The sequence below is a fragment of the Burkholderia sp. BCC0405 genome (assembly GCF_902833075.1).
GTDB lineage: Bacteria > Pseudomonadota > Gammaproteobacteria > Burkholderiales > Burkholderiaceae > Burkholderia.
Window position 1 is genome coordinate 72,092 of record NZ_CADFEO010000009.1, and the last position, 15,408, is coordinate 87,499.

Consider the following 15,408-nt stretch of genomic DNA (forward strand, 5'->3'; position numbering starts at 1 on the left):
ACGCAGATGAGTACAGTCATTTCCGTTCGCCGCCCGGCCGCCGACGCATCGTTCGGCCAGGCGCTGAAAAATGCCGTGGCCGCCGCGTTCCTGACGGCGATTCTCACGATCCCCGTGCTCGGGCTGCAGTTGAAGCTCGACGGCTACCAGGTCGTGCTCACGCCGCACTGGCGGCCGGTGTGGATCGCGGTCGCGGCCGTGTTCCTGTTCCAGTTGTTCAAGCCGTGGCTCGTGCGCGCGAAATCGGCGGTGAAGCTGCCGGCGCTGCCCGCGATGGGCGCGCGGCAGCAGCGCGCGGTCGTGTGGGTGCTGCTCGCGGTCGGGCTCGTGTGGCCGTTCTTCGGCTCGCGCGGCGCGGTGGACGTCGCGACGCTCGCGCTGATCTACGTGATCCTCGGCCTCGGGCTGAACATCGTGGTGGGTTTCGCGGGGCTGCTCGATCTCGGCTATGTCGGGTTCTACGCGGTCGGCGGCTATACGTACGCGATGCTCAACCAGTATTTCGGGCTGTCGTTCTGGGAATGCCTGCCGCTCGCCGCGATCGCGGCGGCGACGTTCGGCTTCCTGCTCGGCTTCCCGGTGCTGCGGCTGCGCGGCGACTATCTCGCGATCGTCACGCTCGGCTTCGGCGAAATCATCCGCCTGCTCGCGAACAACCTGACCGACCTCACGGGCGGCCCGGACGGCATCTCGGGCATCTCGAAGCCGACGGTGTTCGGCTTCGAGATGGCGCGCTCGGCGAGCGTCGAAGGCGCGAAGACCTTCCATGAGCTGATCGGGCTGGAATACAGCGGCGAGCACATGGTGATCTTCCTGTACCTGATCGCGCTGCTGCTGGTCGGCTTCACGCTGTTCGTGACGAGCCGCCTGATCCGCATGCCGATGGGCCGCGCATGGGAAGCGCTGCGCGACGACGAGATCGCGTGCCGGTCGCTGGGCCTGAACCCGACGCGCATCAAGCTGTCGGCGTTCACGCTCGGCGCGGCGTTCGCGGGTATCGGCGGCGCGTTCTTCGCGGCGCGCCAGGGCCTCGTGAATCCTGAATCGTTCACCTTCATCGAATCGGCGCTGATCCTCGCGATCGTCGTGCTCGGCGGGATGGGGTCGCAGCTCGGCGTGATTCTCGCGGCGATCCTGCTGACCGTGCTGCCGGAAGTCGCGCGCGGCTTCGCCGAGTACCGGATGCTGATCTTCGGTCTGGTGATGGTGTTGATGATGATGTGGCGTCCGCAGGGCCTGCTGCCCGCGAGCCGTCCCCACGTGGAGCTGCCGCAATGAGCGCGAATGCAGAACTGTTGAAGGTCGCCGGGCTGCAGATGCGCTTCGGCGGGTTGCTCGCGGTGGACGGCATCGATTTCGACGTGCGCCGCGACGAGGTGTTCGCGATCATCGGGCCGAACGGCGCTGGCAAGACCACGGTGTTCAACTGCGTCGGCGGGTTCTACAAGCCGACGGGCGGCGCGGTCGAACTCGACGGCCACCCGATCGCGGGGCTGCCGAGCCACAAGATCGCGGTGAAGGGCCTGGTGCGCACGTTCCAGAACATTCGCCTGTTCAAGTCGCTGACGGTCGTCGAGAACCTGCTCGTCGCGCAGCACCGCAAGGTGAAGTCGGGGCTGCTGCCCGGCCTGTTCGCGACGCCCGCCTATCGCCGCGCCGAGAAGGAAGCGCTCGAACGCGCGGCCGTGTGGCTCGAACGGATGGGGCTGAAGTCGGTCGCCAACCGGCCGGCCGGCACGCTGTCGTACGGGCACCAGCGGCGTCTGGAGATCGCGCGCTGCATGATCACCGAGCCGCGTCTCTTGATGCTCGACGAGCCGGCGGCCGGCCTCAACCCGCAGGAGAAGATCGAACTCCAGCACCTGATCGACAAGCTGCGCCGCGAGTTCGGCGTATCGGTGCTGCTGATCGAACACGACATGAGCCTCGTGATGGGCGTGTCCGACCGCATCCTCGTGATGGAGCACGGCCGGCCGATCGTGATCGGCACGCCGGAAGCGGTCCGCAACGACCCGCGCGTGATCAAGGCGTATCTGGGGGAAGAGTGATGCTGAAGCTGGAACAGGTCCATACGCACTACGGCGCGGTCGAGGCGCTCGCGGGCGTGTCGATCGAGGTGAACAAGGGCGAGATCGTCACGCTGATCGGCAGCAACGGCGCCGGCAAGACGACGCTGATGATGACCGTGTGCGGCACGCCGCGCGCGTCGTCGGGCCGCGTGCTGTTCGAGGGCAAGGACATCACCGCGATGTCTACGCACCAGATCATGCGGCAGGGGATGGCGATCTCGCCGGAAGGGCGGCGCGTGTTTCCGAGCCTGACGGTGCTCGAGAACCTGAAGATGGGCGGCTTCTTCGCGAGCCGTCACGAGATCGACGACGGCATCGAGCACGTGTTCAAGCTGTTTCCGCGCCTGAAGGAGCGGGCGGCGCAGCGGGCCGGCACGATGTCGGGCGGCGAGCAGCAGATGCTCGCGATCGGCCGCGCGCTGATGAGCAAGCCGCGCCTGCTGCTGCTCGACGAACCGACGCTCGGCCTCGCGCCGCTCGTGATCGCGCAGATCTTCGACATCATCCGCACGATCCGCGACGAAGGCGTCACGGTGTTCCTCGTCGAGCAGAACGCGAACAAGGCGCTGGGGGTGGCCGATCGCGGCTACGTGCTGGAAACGGGGCGCGTGGTGCTCGCCGATACGGGCGCGAACCTGCTCGCGAACGACCGGATCAAGCAGGCTTACCTCGGCGGCTGACGCCGGATGCCGCCGGCCTGCAACGGGCCGGCGGCGGTGCCTATGTATTTGAATCTTGTTGGCGACATGTCGGAACGGTGGTCTGCCGGTGTTTTGTAGCCAATTCGGCTTCAATCGTAGTCAAATCGGCTACATTCGACTGTCCCGTCGAGACTGACGCGAAATCGGCATGGGACGACTATGCTTTGTAGCCAATTCGGCTACAATCGTAGCCAATCATGCTACGATCCATCGCCTCGACCCTATTTAGTGACTACCGGCGCCGTGTACTGGGCCTGCTTTTATTGCGTCCGGATCAGGCGTTGCACGTTCGCGAAATTGCGCGTTTGACAGGTACGACGCCCGGCACGCTGCACAAGGAACTGAGCAAACTGGCAGAAGCCGGTATCTTGAGCCGTGATCGGCAGGGCAATCAGGTGGTTTATCGCGCCAATCGCAGTTGCCCGATCTACGACGAGCTGGCGTCGATCATGCGAAAGACCTCCGGGATGGGCGACGTGCTTGCCGAAGCATTGCTGCCTTGTGCCGAGCAAATTGGCGTGGCGTTTGTTTTCGGTTCCGTTGCGCGCGGCCAGGAGACGATAGACAGCGACGTCGATGTCATGGTTATCGGCACGGTCGGTTTTGCAACGGTAGTTCGATTGCTTTACGACGCACAGGCGAGCTTGAGGCGAGACATCAATCCCAAGGTACTGTCGCCCGACGAGTTCCGCGATGGGGTCGCCAGGCAGGACGCTTTTTTGCAGGACGTCCTTGGAAAACCCAAGATATTCTTGATTGGCAGCGACCATGACCTTGCAGAACTTGCTCGGCGTTAGTCTCGATACGGTTCGGCCGGACCGAGAACAGGTGATGCGGTTGCTGGCGGCCGCAGAGCGAAACCTGGCGGATGCGCAACTCGCGGGATTGAGCAACGAAAACCGGTTTGATGCGGCTTATAAGGCGATCATGCAGCTTGCGATGCTGGCATTGCACGCGAACGGCTTTCGTACATTGACGAGCCGGCCGGGGCATCACCAGACGGCCATCCAGACGCTTCCGCAGACGATCGGTCTGGCGGTCGATCGCATGATTGTTCTCGACGCCCTGCGCAAGCAGCGCAATCTGTCGGATTATTCCGGGGACGTGGTTCAAACGTCCGCCGTAAATGAGTGTTTTGCCAGTGCGACGGCGCTTATGGCCGACGTGAAGGCGTGGTTGACGACGAACAAACGCGGGTTGCTGGAAGCGCAATAGCTGCTGCCGTTCTGAAGCGCCGGCGTACCGGGGCTTCGACGGTGATCTCGGCAATTCTCGTGACACAACTCGCGGAGACAAGCGATGAAAGTCAAACGGATCGTCGCCAATATCGACACCCGGTCAGTCGACGACGCAAAACGCTTCTACCAGCGGATCTTCGGCCTCGACCTGCTGATGGATCACGGCTGGATCGCGACCTACGGCAATGCCGAGCAGATGGACGTGCAGATCAGCTTTGCATCGCAGGGCGGATCGGGCACGCCGACGCCCGACCTGTCGATCGAGGTCGACGATCTCGACGAAGCGCTCGCCCGCGTGCATGCGGCAGGCGTTCCGGTCGAATACGGCCCGGCCGACGAGCCGTGGGGTGTCCGGCGTTTCTACGTGCGCGATCCGTTCGGCAAGCTCGTCAACGTGCTGGTGCATCGCTGACTTGAAGCGCCGGGTTCGAACCGGCATTCACGCATGCAGCGCCAGCCCCTTCACCGCCTTGTCCACGGCCTTCTTCGGCCCGTGCAGCGCCAGCCCGACGAAGTCGAGATGCTCCGCATCGCCGGCCCGAAATACGTCGCGGTTGGCTGCGTCGTGCCCGGTCGAAAACATCGCGTGCACGTAGGGCACGATCGTGAGCTCGCGCGACAGCGCCTGCCGGTGCGCGGCCTGCAGACCGTTCAGGTCGGCCGCGAACACCAGCATCGGCTGGCCCAGCATGCGGGCGTAGCGGCGTCCCGCCGCATCCTCGTATGGTTCGCCGAGCGCTTCGGGCGCTTCGGCCGCGACGCCTGTCGCGAGAAATGCGACGACATTGAGTTTCTGCCATGCCGCGAGATCGTCGCGCACGATCAGTGCCACCTTGGTATCGAACATGATTGCTCCTCGTAGAGACGCTCATGATCGGATGCCGCGCGCGATCAGTCTGGAACGTTTGTGCACAGTTGCCGGTACGCGGCCGGGGTGATCCGGTACGCGCGACGAAACCAGCGGCCCAGATGGCTCTGGTCGGCGAAGCCGACGTCCGCGGCCGCCTGCGCGGGCGTACGCCCGGCCGCCAGCAGCCGCCGCGCGGCACGTAACCTCAAGCGCACCAGGTACGCGTGCGGCGACGTGCCGAACGCGCGCTGAAACAGCCGGGTCAGCCGGAACCGGTCGATCCCGGCGACGCTGGCGAGTTCGTCGAGCCCGATGTTACCGTCCATCTGCGCATGCAGCAGGTCGCGCACGCGCGCGATCGCGGGCGGCACGACACCGCTTTCCAGCACGAGCGGGCCGCGCAGTTCGCCGCCGAGCCGCAACAGCAGGCGGTCGAGCGTCTGGTCGCGCGCGAGCTTGCCTTCGTTGCCGTGGATCGCGAGAAACGCGTGGCGGATCGCGTCGACGAGGCCGCGATCGTCGACGAGCGTATGGCCGAACGAGGCCTCGACACCGCCGAGGCCCGGCAGGTCCAGCCGGCGCGCCGCGCGCTCGACCCACGCTTGCGGCAGGTACAGCATTCCGTAGGTGAAGCCGCCCGCTTCGGGCGCATGGCCGTCGTGCATCGCGCCCGGCTCGATCAGGATCGCGCGGCCGGGCACGCTCGTATGCACCGACCGATGGCACTGGAATTGCTGCACGCCCTGTTCGGTGAAGCCGACCAGCATGTCGTCGTGATCGTGCGCATCGTACGCATGGCCGTTGAAATGCGCGTGCAGGCTTTCGATGCCGGTTTCCTGATCGCGCCGAGCGACGAGCCAGTGGTCGGGCGTGTCGATGTCCTTTGCCGTTTTCGTCATCGGATACCTCGCGCGTCGTTGTGGCATGCCCGATAGTTTACGCAAGTCGCGTGATGCAGGCGGCAGGGGCCGCCCTTTGATCCGGCGATCCGGCGGGCCGCGGCGCGAGTCCCTTGCATGCAGCGCGTGACGCGCAATGGCGTGCGTGCGCGGTTCATTCCCCGTTCGCCACCGCCTGCTCGTCGCGCGCATATTGCGCGGGCGGCCGCCCGACATGCCGCGTGAACGCGACGCTGAACGTGCTCGCGGAACTGTAGCCGACGCGCCCCGCGATCTCGGCGATGCGGCCTTCGTTGCGGCGGAGCAGGTCCTTCGCGAGCGCCATGCGCCACGTGAGCAGATATTCCATCGGCGCGACGCCGACCGCGCGGCTGAAGCGTTCGAAGAACGTCGAGCGCGACAGCGCCGCTTCCTTCGCGAGTTCGACGACCGTCCACGGATAGGCGGGGCGCGCGTGCATGCCACGGATCGCGGCGGCGAGTCGGTTATCGGCGAGCCCGCGCACGAGGCCGGGCGATGCGTTCGTGCCGGCCGTGAACCGCAATGCCTCGATCAGCAGCACTTCCAGCAGGCGCGCCAGCACGATCTCGCGCGCGGGCCGCTGCGCGCGCGACTCGTCGCGCACCAGTTGCACGAGCGTGGTCAGCCGCGGCTCGCCGCGCACATGCACGAATTGCGGCAGCAGCGACACCAGCAGCGCCGCGTCGGGCGAACCGAAGCTGCAGTTGCCGGCCATCATCCGCGTGTCGACCGGGTTGCCTGGATCGCCGATCCGGTATTCGCCGTTGTCGAGCGCGACCGGCGGCGCGGTTTCGACGCCCGGCGGCGGCGGTTCGAGGCTCGTCATCGCGACGCCGTAGGCCGCCGGAATCAGCACGAAATCGCCCGGCAGCAGCGCGATCGGTGCGTGTCCGTCGATCGCGATCCGGCACCCGCCGTCGAGAATCGCACAATAGAACGGCTCGCCGGCGACCGCGCGGTTGATATACCAGGGGCTCGCGCCATGAACGGACTTCGAGTGCTGCGCGCCCGGTTGCAGCAGTGTCACGACTTCGGTCAACGGGTCGATCATCGCCGGACTCTCGCAAAAGAAAAGCGGATTTTAGATTGTAGAGAATACGGACCCGGCGATCTATCGTACGGACACGTGCCCACATCACCTCAGGAGTTCGCATGAAGACCGTACTGATCACCGGCTGTTCCTCCGGCTTCGGCCTCGAGATTGCCCGCCATTTCCTGGCCCGCGACTGGCAGGTCGTCGCGACGATGCGCACGCCGCGCGAGGACGTGCTGCCGCCGTCGGAACGCCTGCGCGTGCTGGCGCTCGACGTGACGAACGCAGACAGCATCCGCGCCGCGATCGACGCGGCCGGCCCGATCGACGTGCTCGTCAACAACGCGGGCTTCGGCGCGGCCGCGCCGGCCGAGCTGATGCCGCTCGACACGGTGCGCGCGCTGTTCGAGACCAACACGATCGGCACGATCGCGGTTACGCAGGCCGTGCTGCCGCAGTTTCGCCAGCGCGGGGCCGGCGTGATCGTGAACGTCACGTCGAGCGTCACGCTGAAGGCGCTGCCGCTGGTCGGCGCATATCGGGCCAGCAAGGCGGCGGTCAATGCGTACACCGAATCGATGGCGGTCGAACTCGAACCGTTCGGCGTGCGCGCGCATCTCGTGCTGCCGGGCCGGGCACCCGACACGCGTTTCGGCGACAACGCGCGTGCGCACATGCACGGCTTCGAACACGAGGCTTATGCGGCGTTCGTCGGAAAGGCCGTCGCGAGGATGCTCGATGCGTCGGGGCCGATCACCCATGCGCGGGACGTGGCCGAAGCCGTGTGGCACGCGGCGACGGATCCGTCGAGCCCGATGCGCATTCCGGCCGGCGCCGATGCCGAAGCATGGGCGGCCGAAACGCGCTGATCGATCGGGAATCCGTCGCGCCGGCCGGTCGCACCGGCGCGCCGGATCGTGTGATGCGGGGAACGGCGTTACCGCACGCTGTTACAGCGCACGTTCGATCGCCTGACCGAGCAGCGACACGCCGAGATCGATCTCTTCGTCGCTGACGGTCAGCGGTGGCGCGATCCGGAACACGCCGCCCATGCCGGGCAACTGCACGATGTTCATGCTGAGCCCGAGATGCATGCATTCGCGCGTGATCTTCGCGCCGAGCCCGTCTGCCGGCTCCTTCGTGCGGCGATCCTTGACGATTTCGACGCCGAGCAGCAGCCCGCGTCCGCGCACGTCGCCGATGCAGTCGAAGCGTTCCATCAGGTCCAGCAGGCCGCGCCGCAGCCGGTCGCCCATCACGTTCGCCCGGGCGACGAGCCCGTCGCGCTGCACGACGTCCAGCACGCGCAAGCCGACGGCCGCGGGCAGCGGATCCGACACGTGCGTCGTGTAGAACAGGTAGCCGAGTGCGTGCGCGCGCTCCTCGATTGCCGCGGACGTCACGAGCGCCGCGAGCGGCAGCCCGGCGCCGAGCGTTTTCGATAGCGTCAGGATGTCGGGGGTCACGCCATCGCGCTGGCACGCGAACATCGTGCCGGTGCGGCCGACGCCGGTCTGCGCCTCGTCGAGGATCAGCAGCATTCCGCGTTCCTCGCACTTGCGCTTGAGCGCCGCCATATAGCCTTCCGGCAACTCGATGATCCCGCCCGAGCTGAGGATCGGCTCCGCGATGAAGGCCGCGAGGTTGCCGCTCGACTGGCGATCGATCAGGTCGAACGCGTAGTCGAGTTCGGCGAGGAAGTCATGAGTGCCGTTGCGCTCGAAGCGCGGCCGGTACGCGAACGGCGCCGGAATCGCGAACGAGCCGACGGCGGCCGGGCCGACACCCTTGCGTCCGGCGCTGTACGTGGCCGACGCGGCCGCGCCCGTCATCCCGTGCCACGACTGCGCGAAGCCGACGATCTCGTACTTGCCGGTGACGAGCTTCGCCATCCGGATCGCCGCTTCGTTCGATTCCGCGCCGGTGCTGAGCAAGAGCGCACGATCGAGCCCGGCCGGCGTGATGTCGGCGAGGCGGGTCGCGAGGTCGACGACCGGCCGCGACAGCATCCCGCTGAACAGATGGTCGAGCTTGCCCGCGTATTCGCCGATCACGGACACGATCTCCGGATGGCTGTGGCCGAGCACCGCGCTCATCTGGCCCGACGTGAAATCGAGGATTGCGCGGCCGTCCGCGTCGTACACGAAGCTGCCTTTCGCGCGCTCGACGATCATCGGCTCGAACGTGCCGCCGTAGCGGACCAGGTGCTGCCTGGCGTTGCGCCAGAAGGTCGGGTCGTCGTTCAGGGACATCGGGCGTCTCCAAAGAGGCAAGGGGCAGGGTGCAGAGGGCAGGGGTCGCTTGCAGTCTAGGCGCGCGTCTGGTTTGATGGAAACGAATAGTGCTTATGCAAGGTAGAAAAGGAGCTAATACCTTGGCGCTTTCGCTCGAAATCGACCTGCTGCGCTCGTTCGTCGTGATCGCCGAGGTGCGCGCGCTCAGCCGCGCGGCCGTGCGTATCGGCCGGACCCAGTCCGCGCTCAGCCAGCAGATGAAGCGGCTCGAGGAGATCGTCGACCAGCCGCTGTTTCAGCGCACCGGGCGCGGCGTGGTGCTGACCCATCCGGGCGAGCGGCTGCTCGTGCATGCGCACCGCATCCTGCGGCTGCACGATGAGGCGATGGCCGACCTGTGCGGTACGGGGCTGTCGGGAACGATCCGCTTCGGGTGCCCGGACGATTACGCGCAGGCCTGGCTGCCTGCGCTGCTGCGGCAGTTTTCGAGCCAGCATCCACAGGCGATCGTCGAAGTCGTATGCGGGCCGACGCCGCGTCTGATGGAACAGCTGGAGAAACGCGCGGTCGACCTGGCGATGATTTCACTGCCGGACGACGGCGCGAACGACGACATCATTCGTCGCGAGCAACTGGTCTGGATCGGCTATCCGGGGCTCGAACCCGCGCATTTCGATCCGTTGCCGCTGGCGCTGTCCGATCGCGACACGCTCGATCACATCGCGGCCTGCGAGGCGCTGGATCGGGCCGGCCGCGACTACCGCGTCGCGTATGCGAGCAGCAGTCTCGCGGGGCTGATCGCGCTGGTGCGTTCGGGGCAGGCGTTCGCGGTGATGACGCAGACGGCGGTGCCGGCCGACCTGGCGATCGTCACCGGCGATCCGCGCCTGCCGCCGTTGCCGGCGGTGGGCATTGCGCTGAGGTTCGATCGCAAGCGGCCGTCGCATCTGACGGCGGCGTTCGCCGAGCATATCCGGCTCACGCTGCCGCTGTTGTGATGCGCGCGGCCGTCGCGCCGAAGCATCACGCGAGGGTCGACGAGGCCGATACCTTTGCCGAGTCGCCGGCATTGGCATTCGCCGTCGCATCGCGCACGCGGATCGCCGCCTGCATGCCCGACAACTTGAGTTCGGTCTCCTGATATTCGTTGGCCGGCTCGGAATCGGCGACGATGCCGCAGCCCGCGAACAACCGGCAGGCGCCCCCGTCGACCAGCGTTGAACGTAGCGCGACGATGAAGTCGCCGTTGCCGTGCGCGTCGATCCAGCCGACGGGCGCCGCATACCAGCCGCGATCGAAGCCTTCGTGCGCACGGATGTGGTCGAGCGCCGCGGCGCGCGGATGGCCGGCCACCGCCGGCGTCGGATGCAGCGCCGCGACGACCTGCAGCAGCGTCGCATCCGCCTTCAGCGTCGCGCGGATCGGCGTGCTCAGGTGCTGCAGCCTCGGCAGCCGGTGCAGCGACGGCTGCTCGGGCACGTCGAGCGCGCGTGACAGCGGCGTGAGCGCGGCGCGGATCGCGTCGACGACGAGCGCGTGTTCGAGCTGTTCCTTGGCGGAATCCATCAGGGCCGCGCCGAGCGCGCGATCGTCGTCGGGCGTGGCGCCGCGCCGGATCGTCCCGGCCAGCGCATGGGTGCGCACGTCGCCGGCCGCGACACGCGCGAGCCGTTCCGGCGTGGCGCCGACGAAGCAGGCCCCTTCGCGGTGGACCGCGAACAGGTGCGCATGCGCGTCGCGCTTGCGTAGCCGACGCAGCAGCGGCGCGACGGCAACGGGCCGCGCGTATTGTTCGAGCACGTCGCGCGCGAGCACGACCTTGCCGAACGCGCCGCCGTGGATCGCGTCCACCGCGCGCCGGACTTCGTGCTGCCATTCGCTGGCCTGCAACGCCTGCGTGTGCAGCAGGTGCGGGGCATCGTCGTCATGGGTGGCGGCGAGCGCGCCGAGCGACTCGATGCGCGCGAGGCACGCATGCGCGAGCGCGGCCGGATCGTCGTGCGCGGCGACGACGTGCTGGCAGACGGCCCAGTGGGCATCGCCTTCGCGCACGATCAGCAGCTTCGCCACCGTCATGCCGGCGTCGGGAAACGGCGCCCAGTGCGCGCTGCGCGCGCCGTGCGGATCGAACCGGAAGCCGCCGACGAGGCGCGGCGGTTGCGGGCCGGCTGTCACCGCATCGCGAACGAGCGTGCGCCAGCGCGCATCGATCTGCGCGAAGCGCGTGTCGCCGGTGGCGCTCAGTTCGAGCGCGCAATCCCAGCCGAACAGCGTGACGGACGTATCGCCGGCTTCGTGGAAGAACCACGGCGTGGCGCCGTCGTCCCACGCGGCGATCAGGTCGAAGAAGTCGAGCGGGCGCAGCGGCACCGACACCGACGCGAGCGTCGGCGTGCCGGTGTCGGCGGCGCGGCGGGCCGCACGGGCGAACGTGTCGTGCAGCAGCGGGAGGCCGGCGTTCATGCGAGCCCCCGTTGTTGCCGCCAATAGTGCGTTTGCTGCGCGATGTACCACGCGATCAGGCCCGAGAACAGCGTCTCGACGTAGTCGGCGTCGAGCCCTGCCTGCTCGGCCCAGCGGCGCCGGTCGGGCAGCATCGCGGCCACCCGTTCCGGCGCGGCGATGCTCGCTTCGTCGGGCTTGAAGCGCGACGCAGCCTTCACGTATTGCATGCGCCGGCCGAGCGTTTCGATGATGTCGGCGTCCAGGCGATCGATGGCTTCGCGAATGTCGGGCAGCCCCGTGCAGGCGTCCGGTTTCTTCATGTGTACTCCTTTCCGTAACGAAGGGATTGGCCGATCCGTTCGACCAGATGCGCGATCACCGCCGGGTATTGGTGGCGCAGGTAGAAGTGGTCGCCGCTGAACGTCTCGATGCGGATCGGGCGCGACGCGACGTCCTGCCACGCGTGCGCTTCGTCGCTGTCGAGCTCGGAATCGGCGAGCGGCAGCATCACGCCGAGCGGCGTGTCGATCCGCGGCGGCCGGTCGCGGCGATACGTCTCGATCGCGCGGTAGTCGCTGCGGATCATCGGCAGGTAGATCGCGCGCATCTCCGGATCGGCGAGCAGCGCGGCGTGCTCGCCGGACAGCCGCGCGACATCGGCCACGAGCGCTTCGTCGGATTGCAGGTGCAGATCCGACAGGCGCTGGCGATGCGGCGGCGGCAGCGCGGACACGGCCAGGTAAAGCGGCGCCGCGCCGCGCGCCTCGAGCCGCACCGCCACCTCGTACGCGAGCGCCGCGCCGAGGCTGTGCCCGAACAGCACGAGCGGCGCGTGGGCATAGCGTTGCAGCGCGTCGGCGGCGGGGCCGGCGAGTGCGTCGATCGTCGCCAGGCACGGCTCGCCGAAGCGTTCCTCGCGGCCCGGATACTGCAGCGCGAGCAGATCGATGTCCCATGGCAGCGCGCGACTCCAGCCGCGAAAGAAATTCGCGGTGCCGCCCGCGTGCGGGAAGCAGACGAGCTGCGCGCGCGGGCACGGCGACAGGCGCAGTTCGCGGATCCAGTTCGAATCGGTCGGTCGTGCGCTCATGCGGCGGCCGCCTCCAACTGGCGGCGCAGCAGGTCGCGCAGCGATTTCTTGCTGGTCTTGCCGATGCCCGTTTCCGGGAAACGCGGCATGAACTCGATGCGATCGGGAATCTTGAACGCCGCGAGCCCGCAGTCGCGCAGGTAGCGTTTCAGCACCAGCCTGGACGGCGCGGGCGCGCGGGCGACGACGAACGCGCAGGTGCGCTCGCCGAGCAGCGGGTCGGGCATCGCGACCACCGCCGCGTCGTGCACCTGCGGATGCGCGAGCAACAGGTTCTCCACTTCCTCGGCGGAGACCTTCTCGCCGCCGCGATTGATCTGGTCCTTGTCACGGCCTTCGACGACGAGATCGCCGTCCGCGGTGCGCCGCACGCGGTCGCCGCTGCGATAGAAGCCGTCGGCGGTGAACGCGGTCGCGTTGTGCTCGGCGAGCCGGTAGTAGCCGCGTATCGTGTACGGGCCGCGCACCTGCAGTTCACCGATTTCACCGGGCGCGACCGGTTCGCCGGCTTCGTCGACGATGCGCACGTCGTCGCCGTCCGACACCGGGCGGCCCTGGGTCTGCGCGATCCGTTCGGGCGAATCGTCGAGCCGGGTGCAGCAGATGAGCCCTTCGGCCATGCCGAACACCTGCTGCAGCCGGCAGCCGAGCACCGGCGTCACGCGCGCGGCCGCGTGGTCCATCAATCGGGCGCCGCCGACCTGCAGCACGCACAGGCTCGACAGGTCCGCCTGCCGTTGCGGCTGTTCGTCGAGCCACAGCAGCGCGAGCGGCGGCACGAGCGCGGTATGCGTGACGCGCTCCTGCGCGATCAGCGCGAAGCTCTGTTCGGGCTCGGGCCGCCCGGTCGCGACCACGCGGCCGCCCGCGAGCAGCGCGCCGATCGTGCCGGGGCAGCACAGCGTGAAGTTGTGCGCCATCGGCAGCGCGGCGAGATACACGGTGCCGGCGTCGAAGCCGCTCGCGGCGCTGCACGCGCGCACGTTGTACAGGTATTCGCGATGGCGGCGCGGGATCAGCTTCGGCGTACCGGTCGTGCCGCCGGACAGCTGGAAGCACGCGATGTCGTCGGCACGTGCCGCGCATTCGCGCAGCGGTGGCGCGTCGTACAGCGCGTCGAATGGGGTGAATGCGTGATCGTCGCCGGCCATCACGATGTGCTCGAGCGTCGGGCAGTCGGCCTGCAACGCGGCCGCAAGCGGCCGGCAGTCGAACTCGCCGAGTCGTGCCGCGCCCAGATACGCACGCGCGCCGGCGAAGCGGCAGAACGCGCCGATCTCGTAGTGCCGGTGAGCGGGCAGGGCGAGCACCGGCCGCACGCCGAGCTGGAACAGCGCGAAGCACGTCTCGATGAAGCGCGCGCCGTTCGGCAGGTGGACGACGACCGCGTCGCCGCGCGCCAGGCCGAGACGCGCGAGGCCGCCCGCAAGCTGGCGGATGCGCGAGAGCAGGTCGCGATAGCTGAGCCGGCAGGCGCCGTCAACGATGGCGAGCGCATCGGGATCGCGCTGCGCTTGCGCGTCGAGCGCATCGAAGAAAGTCGTGTCTTGCCAATAGCCGGCGTCGCGATAGCGGCGCGCGAAGTCGTCGGGCCAGTCGGGCGCGTCGGCCGGGAGGGCCGGCGCCACGGGGGGAAGGGAGGGTTGCATGGGCGGACCTTGGGTTCCGGCAAGTTGTCAACAAATGTAAATGAGAGGTATTATCATTTGTAACAAGTGCCGCGATAGCGTCGTTTCTTTCGATATCGCGGCAATTTCATTCGATCGGGCGCCTGTCGCGCGGCGCCCGCCCGGCCCGGCCGGACAATCGGCCGGTTGCCGCCGGCGCGCGCCGGGCCGCGCGTGCCGCCTAACCAACGGACCTCCGATGAGCTCGACCTCCTTCGCATCGTCACGACGTCACCCGCCGGTGCTCGTGCCCGGCAATCATCCGGGCGTGGTGCACATCGACGCGGGCATGAAACTCATGAGCGGCACGCTGTGCTCGGACAGCCGCGACTGGTACGAGGAGCCGCTCGAAAAAGGGCTGAAGCTCGTTCTCGTGCAGAGCGGCCAGTTGCGCTGCCGCGTGCCGGGCCAACCCGAGCAATGCATCAAGGGGCCGGGCCTGTGCGTGATCGCCAACGATGGCGAATTCACGACGCACCAGATCTACGACCGCGACACGCCGCTGCGCTACACGATCGTGCAGCTCGGCCTCGATGCGCTCGACCGCAACCTGAGCCTGTTGCCGGAGAAGATGCTCGCGCCGGCGGGCGGCGATCCGCGCATCGTCAGCTGCCCGGCGTCGAAGGCGCTGCAGGCGCTCGCGGTGCAGATCGCGACCTGCCCGTTCGAGGGGGCGGTGCGCGAGTACTTCCTGAAGGCCAAGGCGTTCGAGCTGACCGCGCTGAGCGCGCAGCTGCTGGCAACGCAGCGGCAGTTCGCGCCGGCCGACGTGCGCGTCACGTCGTCGGATGTCGAGCGCGTGTATGCGGCGAGCGACATCCTGACGCGCGAGCTCCAGCAGCCGCCGACGCTCGACGCGCTCGCGGGCCGGGTGGGGATGAATTCGCGCAAGCTGACGGCCGGCTTCCGCAAGGTGTTCGGCACGAGCGTGTATGCCTACCTGCAGGAATACCGGCTGCGGACCGCGCACGCGATGCTGTGCGCGGAGGACGCGAACGTGTCGACCGTGGCGTATCGCGTGGGCTACAGCCCCGCGCATTTCTCGATCGCGTTCCGCAAGCGCTACGGCATTTCGCCGAGCGATATTCGTGCGTCCTCGAACGCGATCGACGACGTCGGGACGGCGCGCGCGGCAATCTAAAACAACTGACCGGCAGCCTA

General features: G+C 67.9%; 17 protein-coding genes. 9 read left to right on the top strand and 8 right to left on the bottom strand.

Going from position 1 to position 15,408, the window contains the following annotated elements:
- Positions 1–6 precede the first annotated feature (6 nt).
- The 6 genes from HWX36_RS16750 to HWX36_RS16775 all read left to right on the top strand — a co-directional run bounded on the left by HWX36_RS16750 (position 7) and on the right by HWX36_RS16775 (position 4,420).
- Complete coding sequence (locus tag HWX36_RS16750; RefSeq protein ID WP_175953163.1) at positions 7–1,278, top strand: high-affinity branched-chain amino acid ABC transporter permease LivM; 1,272 nt, start codon at positions 7–9, stop codon at positions 1,276–1,278.
- On the top strand, positions 1,275–2,048 hold the full coding sequence (gene livG, locus HWX36_RS16755) for a high-affinity branched-chain amino acid ABC transporter ATP-binding protein LivG (protein WP_175953164.1): 774 nt from the start codon (positions 1,275–1,277) through the stop codon (positions 2,046–2,048). The genes HWX36_RS16750 and livG overlap by 4 nt, the downstream gene beginning before the upstream one ends.
- The gene (locus HWX36_RS16760; RefSeq protein ID WP_011354263.1) at positions 2,048–2,749 is read left to right on the top strand and encodes an ABC transporter ATP-binding protein; all 702 of its coding nucleotides are present in this window, start codon (positions 2,048–2,050) and stop codon (positions 2,747–2,749) included. Before livG ends, HWX36_RS16760 begins: the two co-directional genes overlap by 1 nt.
- Before the next feature lie 218 nt (positions 2,750–2,967).
- Positions 2,968–3,567 (top strand): nucleotidyltransferase domain-containing protein, encoded by a 600-nt coding sequence (locus HWX36_RS16765; RefSeq protein ID WP_175953165.1) that lies wholly within the window; start codon positions 2,968–2,970, stop codon positions 3,565–3,567.
- Positions 3,539–3,985, top strand: a complete 447-nt coding sequence (locus HWX36_RS16770; RefSeq protein ID WP_175953166.1) for a DNA-binding protein — start codon at positions 3,539–3,541, stop codon at positions 3,983–3,985. Before HWX36_RS16765 ends, HWX36_RS16770 begins: the two co-directional genes overlap by 29 nt.
- An 84-nt stretch (positions 3,986–4,069) precedes the next feature.
- Positions 4,070–4,420, top strand: a complete 351-nt coding sequence (locus HWX36_RS16775; protein ID WP_175953167.1) for a VOC family protein — start codon at positions 4,070–4,072, stop codon at positions 4,418–4,420.
- 27 nt (positions 4,421–4,447) lie between these two features.
- Here HWX36_RS16775 and HWX36_RS16780 read toward each other — a convergent pair whose 3' ends face one another.
- The 3 genes from HWX36_RS16780 to HWX36_RS16790 form a co-directional block, all read right to left on the bottom strand.
- Positions 4,448–4,855, bottom strand: a complete 408-nt coding sequence (locus tag HWX36_RS16780; protein WP_175953168.1) for a DUF2000 domain-containing protein — start codon at positions 4,853–4,855, stop codon at positions 4,448–4,450.
- A gap of 44 nt (positions 4,856–4,899) precedes the next feature.
- Positions 4,900–5,757: an AraC family transcriptional regulator gene (locus HWX36_RS16785; protein WP_175953169.1), complete on the bottom strand. Its 858-nt coding sequence runs from the start codon at positions 5,755–5,757 to the stop codon at positions 4,900–4,902.
- A gap of 154 nt (positions 5,758–5,911) precedes the next feature.
- On the bottom strand, positions 5,912–6,829 hold the full coding sequence (locus HWX36_RS16790) for an AraC family transcriptional regulator (RefSeq protein ID WP_175953170.1): 918 nt from the start codon (positions 6,827–6,829) through the stop codon (positions 5,912–5,914).
- 101 nt (positions 6,830–6,930) lie between these two features.
- On the opposite strand from HWX36_RS16790, the gene HWX36_RS16795 reads away from it, so the two are divergent.
- On the top strand, positions 6,931–7,680 hold the full coding sequence (locus HWX36_RS16795; protein ID WP_175953171.1) for an SDR family oxidoreductase: 750 nt from the start codon (positions 6,931–6,933) through the stop codon (positions 7,678–7,680).
- An 81-nt stretch (positions 7,681–7,761) separates the two neighbouring features.
- On the opposite strand, the gene HWX36_RS16800 is transcribed toward HWX36_RS16795, so the two are convergent.
- A complete protein-coding gene (locus HWX36_RS16800; protein ID WP_175953172.1) occupies positions 7,762–9,063 on the bottom strand; it encodes an aspartate aminotransferase family protein in 1,302 nt (433 codons plus the stop codon).
- A 95-nt stretch (positions 9,064–9,158) separates the two neighbouring features.
- Here HWX36_RS16800 and HWX36_RS16805 point away from each other — a divergent pair, with 95 nt between their 5' ends.
- Positions 9,159–10,043: a LysR family transcriptional regulator gene (locus HWX36_RS16805; protein WP_175953173.1), complete on the top strand. Its 885-nt coding sequence runs from the start codon at positions 9,159–9,161 to the stop codon at positions 10,041–10,043.
- A 25-nt stretch (positions 10,044–10,068) separates the two neighbouring features.
- Here the strand turns inward: HWX36_RS16805 and HWX36_RS16810 are convergent, their stop codons facing one another.
- From HWX36_RS16810 to HWX36_RS16825, 4 genes are read right to left on the bottom strand one after another with little or no spacing between them, the layout of a single operon-like run.
- Positions 10,069–11,508: an isochorismate synthase gene (locus tag HWX36_RS16810; protein WP_175953174.1), complete on the bottom strand. Its 1,440-nt coding sequence runs from the start codon at positions 11,506–11,508 to the stop codon at positions 10,069–10,071.
- Positions 11,505–11,810 (bottom strand): isochorismate lyase, encoded by a 306-nt coding sequence (locus HWX36_RS16815; RefSeq protein WP_175953175.1) that lies wholly within the window; start codon positions 11,808–11,810, stop codon positions 11,505–11,507. The genes HWX36_RS16810 and HWX36_RS16815 overlap by 4 nt, the downstream gene beginning before the upstream one ends.
- Positions 11,807–12,580: an alpha/beta fold hydrolase gene (locus tag HWX36_RS16820; protein ID WP_175953176.1), complete on the bottom strand. Its 774-nt coding sequence runs from the start codon at positions 12,578–12,580 to the stop codon at positions 11,807–11,809. The genes HWX36_RS16815 and HWX36_RS16820 overlap by 4 nt, the downstream gene beginning before the upstream one ends.
- A complete protein-coding gene (locus HWX36_RS16825) occupies positions 12,577–14,229 on the bottom strand; it encodes an AMP-binding protein (protein ID WP_175953177.1) in 1,653 nt (550 codons plus the stop codon). Before HWX36_RS16825 ends, HWX36_RS16820 begins: the two co-directional genes overlap by 4 nt.
- Before the next feature lie 217 nt (positions 14,230–14,446).
- Here HWX36_RS16825 and HWX36_RS16830 point away from each other — a divergent pair, with 217 nt between their 5' ends.
- Complete coding sequence (locus HWX36_RS16830) at positions 14,447–15,388, top strand: AraC family transcriptional regulator (protein ID WP_175953178.1); 942 nt, start codon at positions 14,447–14,449, stop codon at positions 15,386–15,388.
- Positions 15,389–15,408 lie beyond the last annotated feature (20 nt).

Bases quoted from the DNA above. Each gene is read 5' to 3' on its own strand.
- HWX36_RS16750 (WP_175953163.1), top strand. From the start codon at position 7: ATGAGTACAGTCATTTCCGTTCGCCGCCCGGCCGCCGACGCATCGTTC.
- livG (WP_175953164.1), top strand. From the start codon at position 1,275: ATGAGCGCGAATGCAGAACTGTTGAAGGTCGCCGGGCTGCAGATGCGC.
- HWX36_RS16760 (WP_011354263.1), top strand. From the start codon at position 2,048: ATGCTGAAGCTGGAACAGGTCCATACGCACTACGGCGCGGTCGAGGCG.
- HWX36_RS16765 (WP_175953165.1), top strand. From the start codon at position 2,968: ATGCTACGATCCATCGCCTCGACCCTATTTAGTGACTACCGGCGCCGT.
- HWX36_RS16770 (WP_175953166.1), top strand. From the start codon at position 3,539: ATGACCTTGCAGAACTTGCTCGGCGTTAGTCTCGATACGGTTCGGCCG.
- HWX36_RS16775 (WP_175953167.1), top strand. From the start codon at position 4,070: ATGAAAGTCAAACGGATCGTCGCCAATATCGACACCCGGTCAGTCGAC.
- HWX36_RS16780 (WP_175953168.1), bottom strand. From the start codon at position 4,855: ATGTTCGATACCAAGGTGGCACTGATCGTGCGCGACGATCTCGCGGCA.
- HWX36_RS16785 (WP_175953169.1), bottom strand. From the start codon at position 5,757: ATGACGAAAACGGCAAAGGACATCGACACGCCCGACCACTGGCTCGTC.
- HWX36_RS16790 (WP_175953170.1), bottom strand. From the start codon at position 6,829: ATGATCGACCCGTTGACCGAAGTCGTGACACTGCTGCAACCGGGCGCG.
- HWX36_RS16795 (WP_175953171.1), top strand. From the start codon at position 6,931: ATGAAGACCGTACTGATCACCGGCTGTTCCTCCGGCTTCGGCCTCGAG.
- HWX36_RS16800 (WP_175953172.1), bottom strand. From the start codon at position 9,063: ATGTCCCTGAACGACGACCCGACCTTCTGGCGCAACGCCAGGCAGCAC.
- HWX36_RS16805 (WP_175953173.1), top strand. From the start codon at position 9,159: ATGCAAGGTAGAAAAGGAGCTAATACCTTGGCGCTTTCGCTCGAAATC.
- HWX36_RS16810 (WP_175953174.1), bottom strand. From the start codon at position 11,508: ATGAACGCCGGCCTCCCGCTGCTGCACGACACGTTCGCCCGTGCGGCC.
- HWX36_RS16815 (WP_175953175.1), bottom strand. From the start codon at position 11,810: ATGAAGAAACCGGACGCCTGCACGGGGCTGCCCGACATTCGCGAAGCC.
- HWX36_RS16820 (WP_175953176.1), bottom strand. From the start codon at position 12,580: ATGAGCGCACGACCGACCGATTCGAACTGGATCCGCGAACTGCGCCTG.
- HWX36_RS16825 (WP_175953177.1), bottom strand. From the start codon at position 14,229: ATGCAACCCTCCCTTCCCCCCGTGGCGCCGGCCCTCCCGGCCGACGCG.
- HWX36_RS16830 (WP_175953178.1), top strand. From the start codon at position 14,447: ATGAGCTCGACCTCCTTCGCATCGTCACGACGTCACCCGCCGGTGCTC.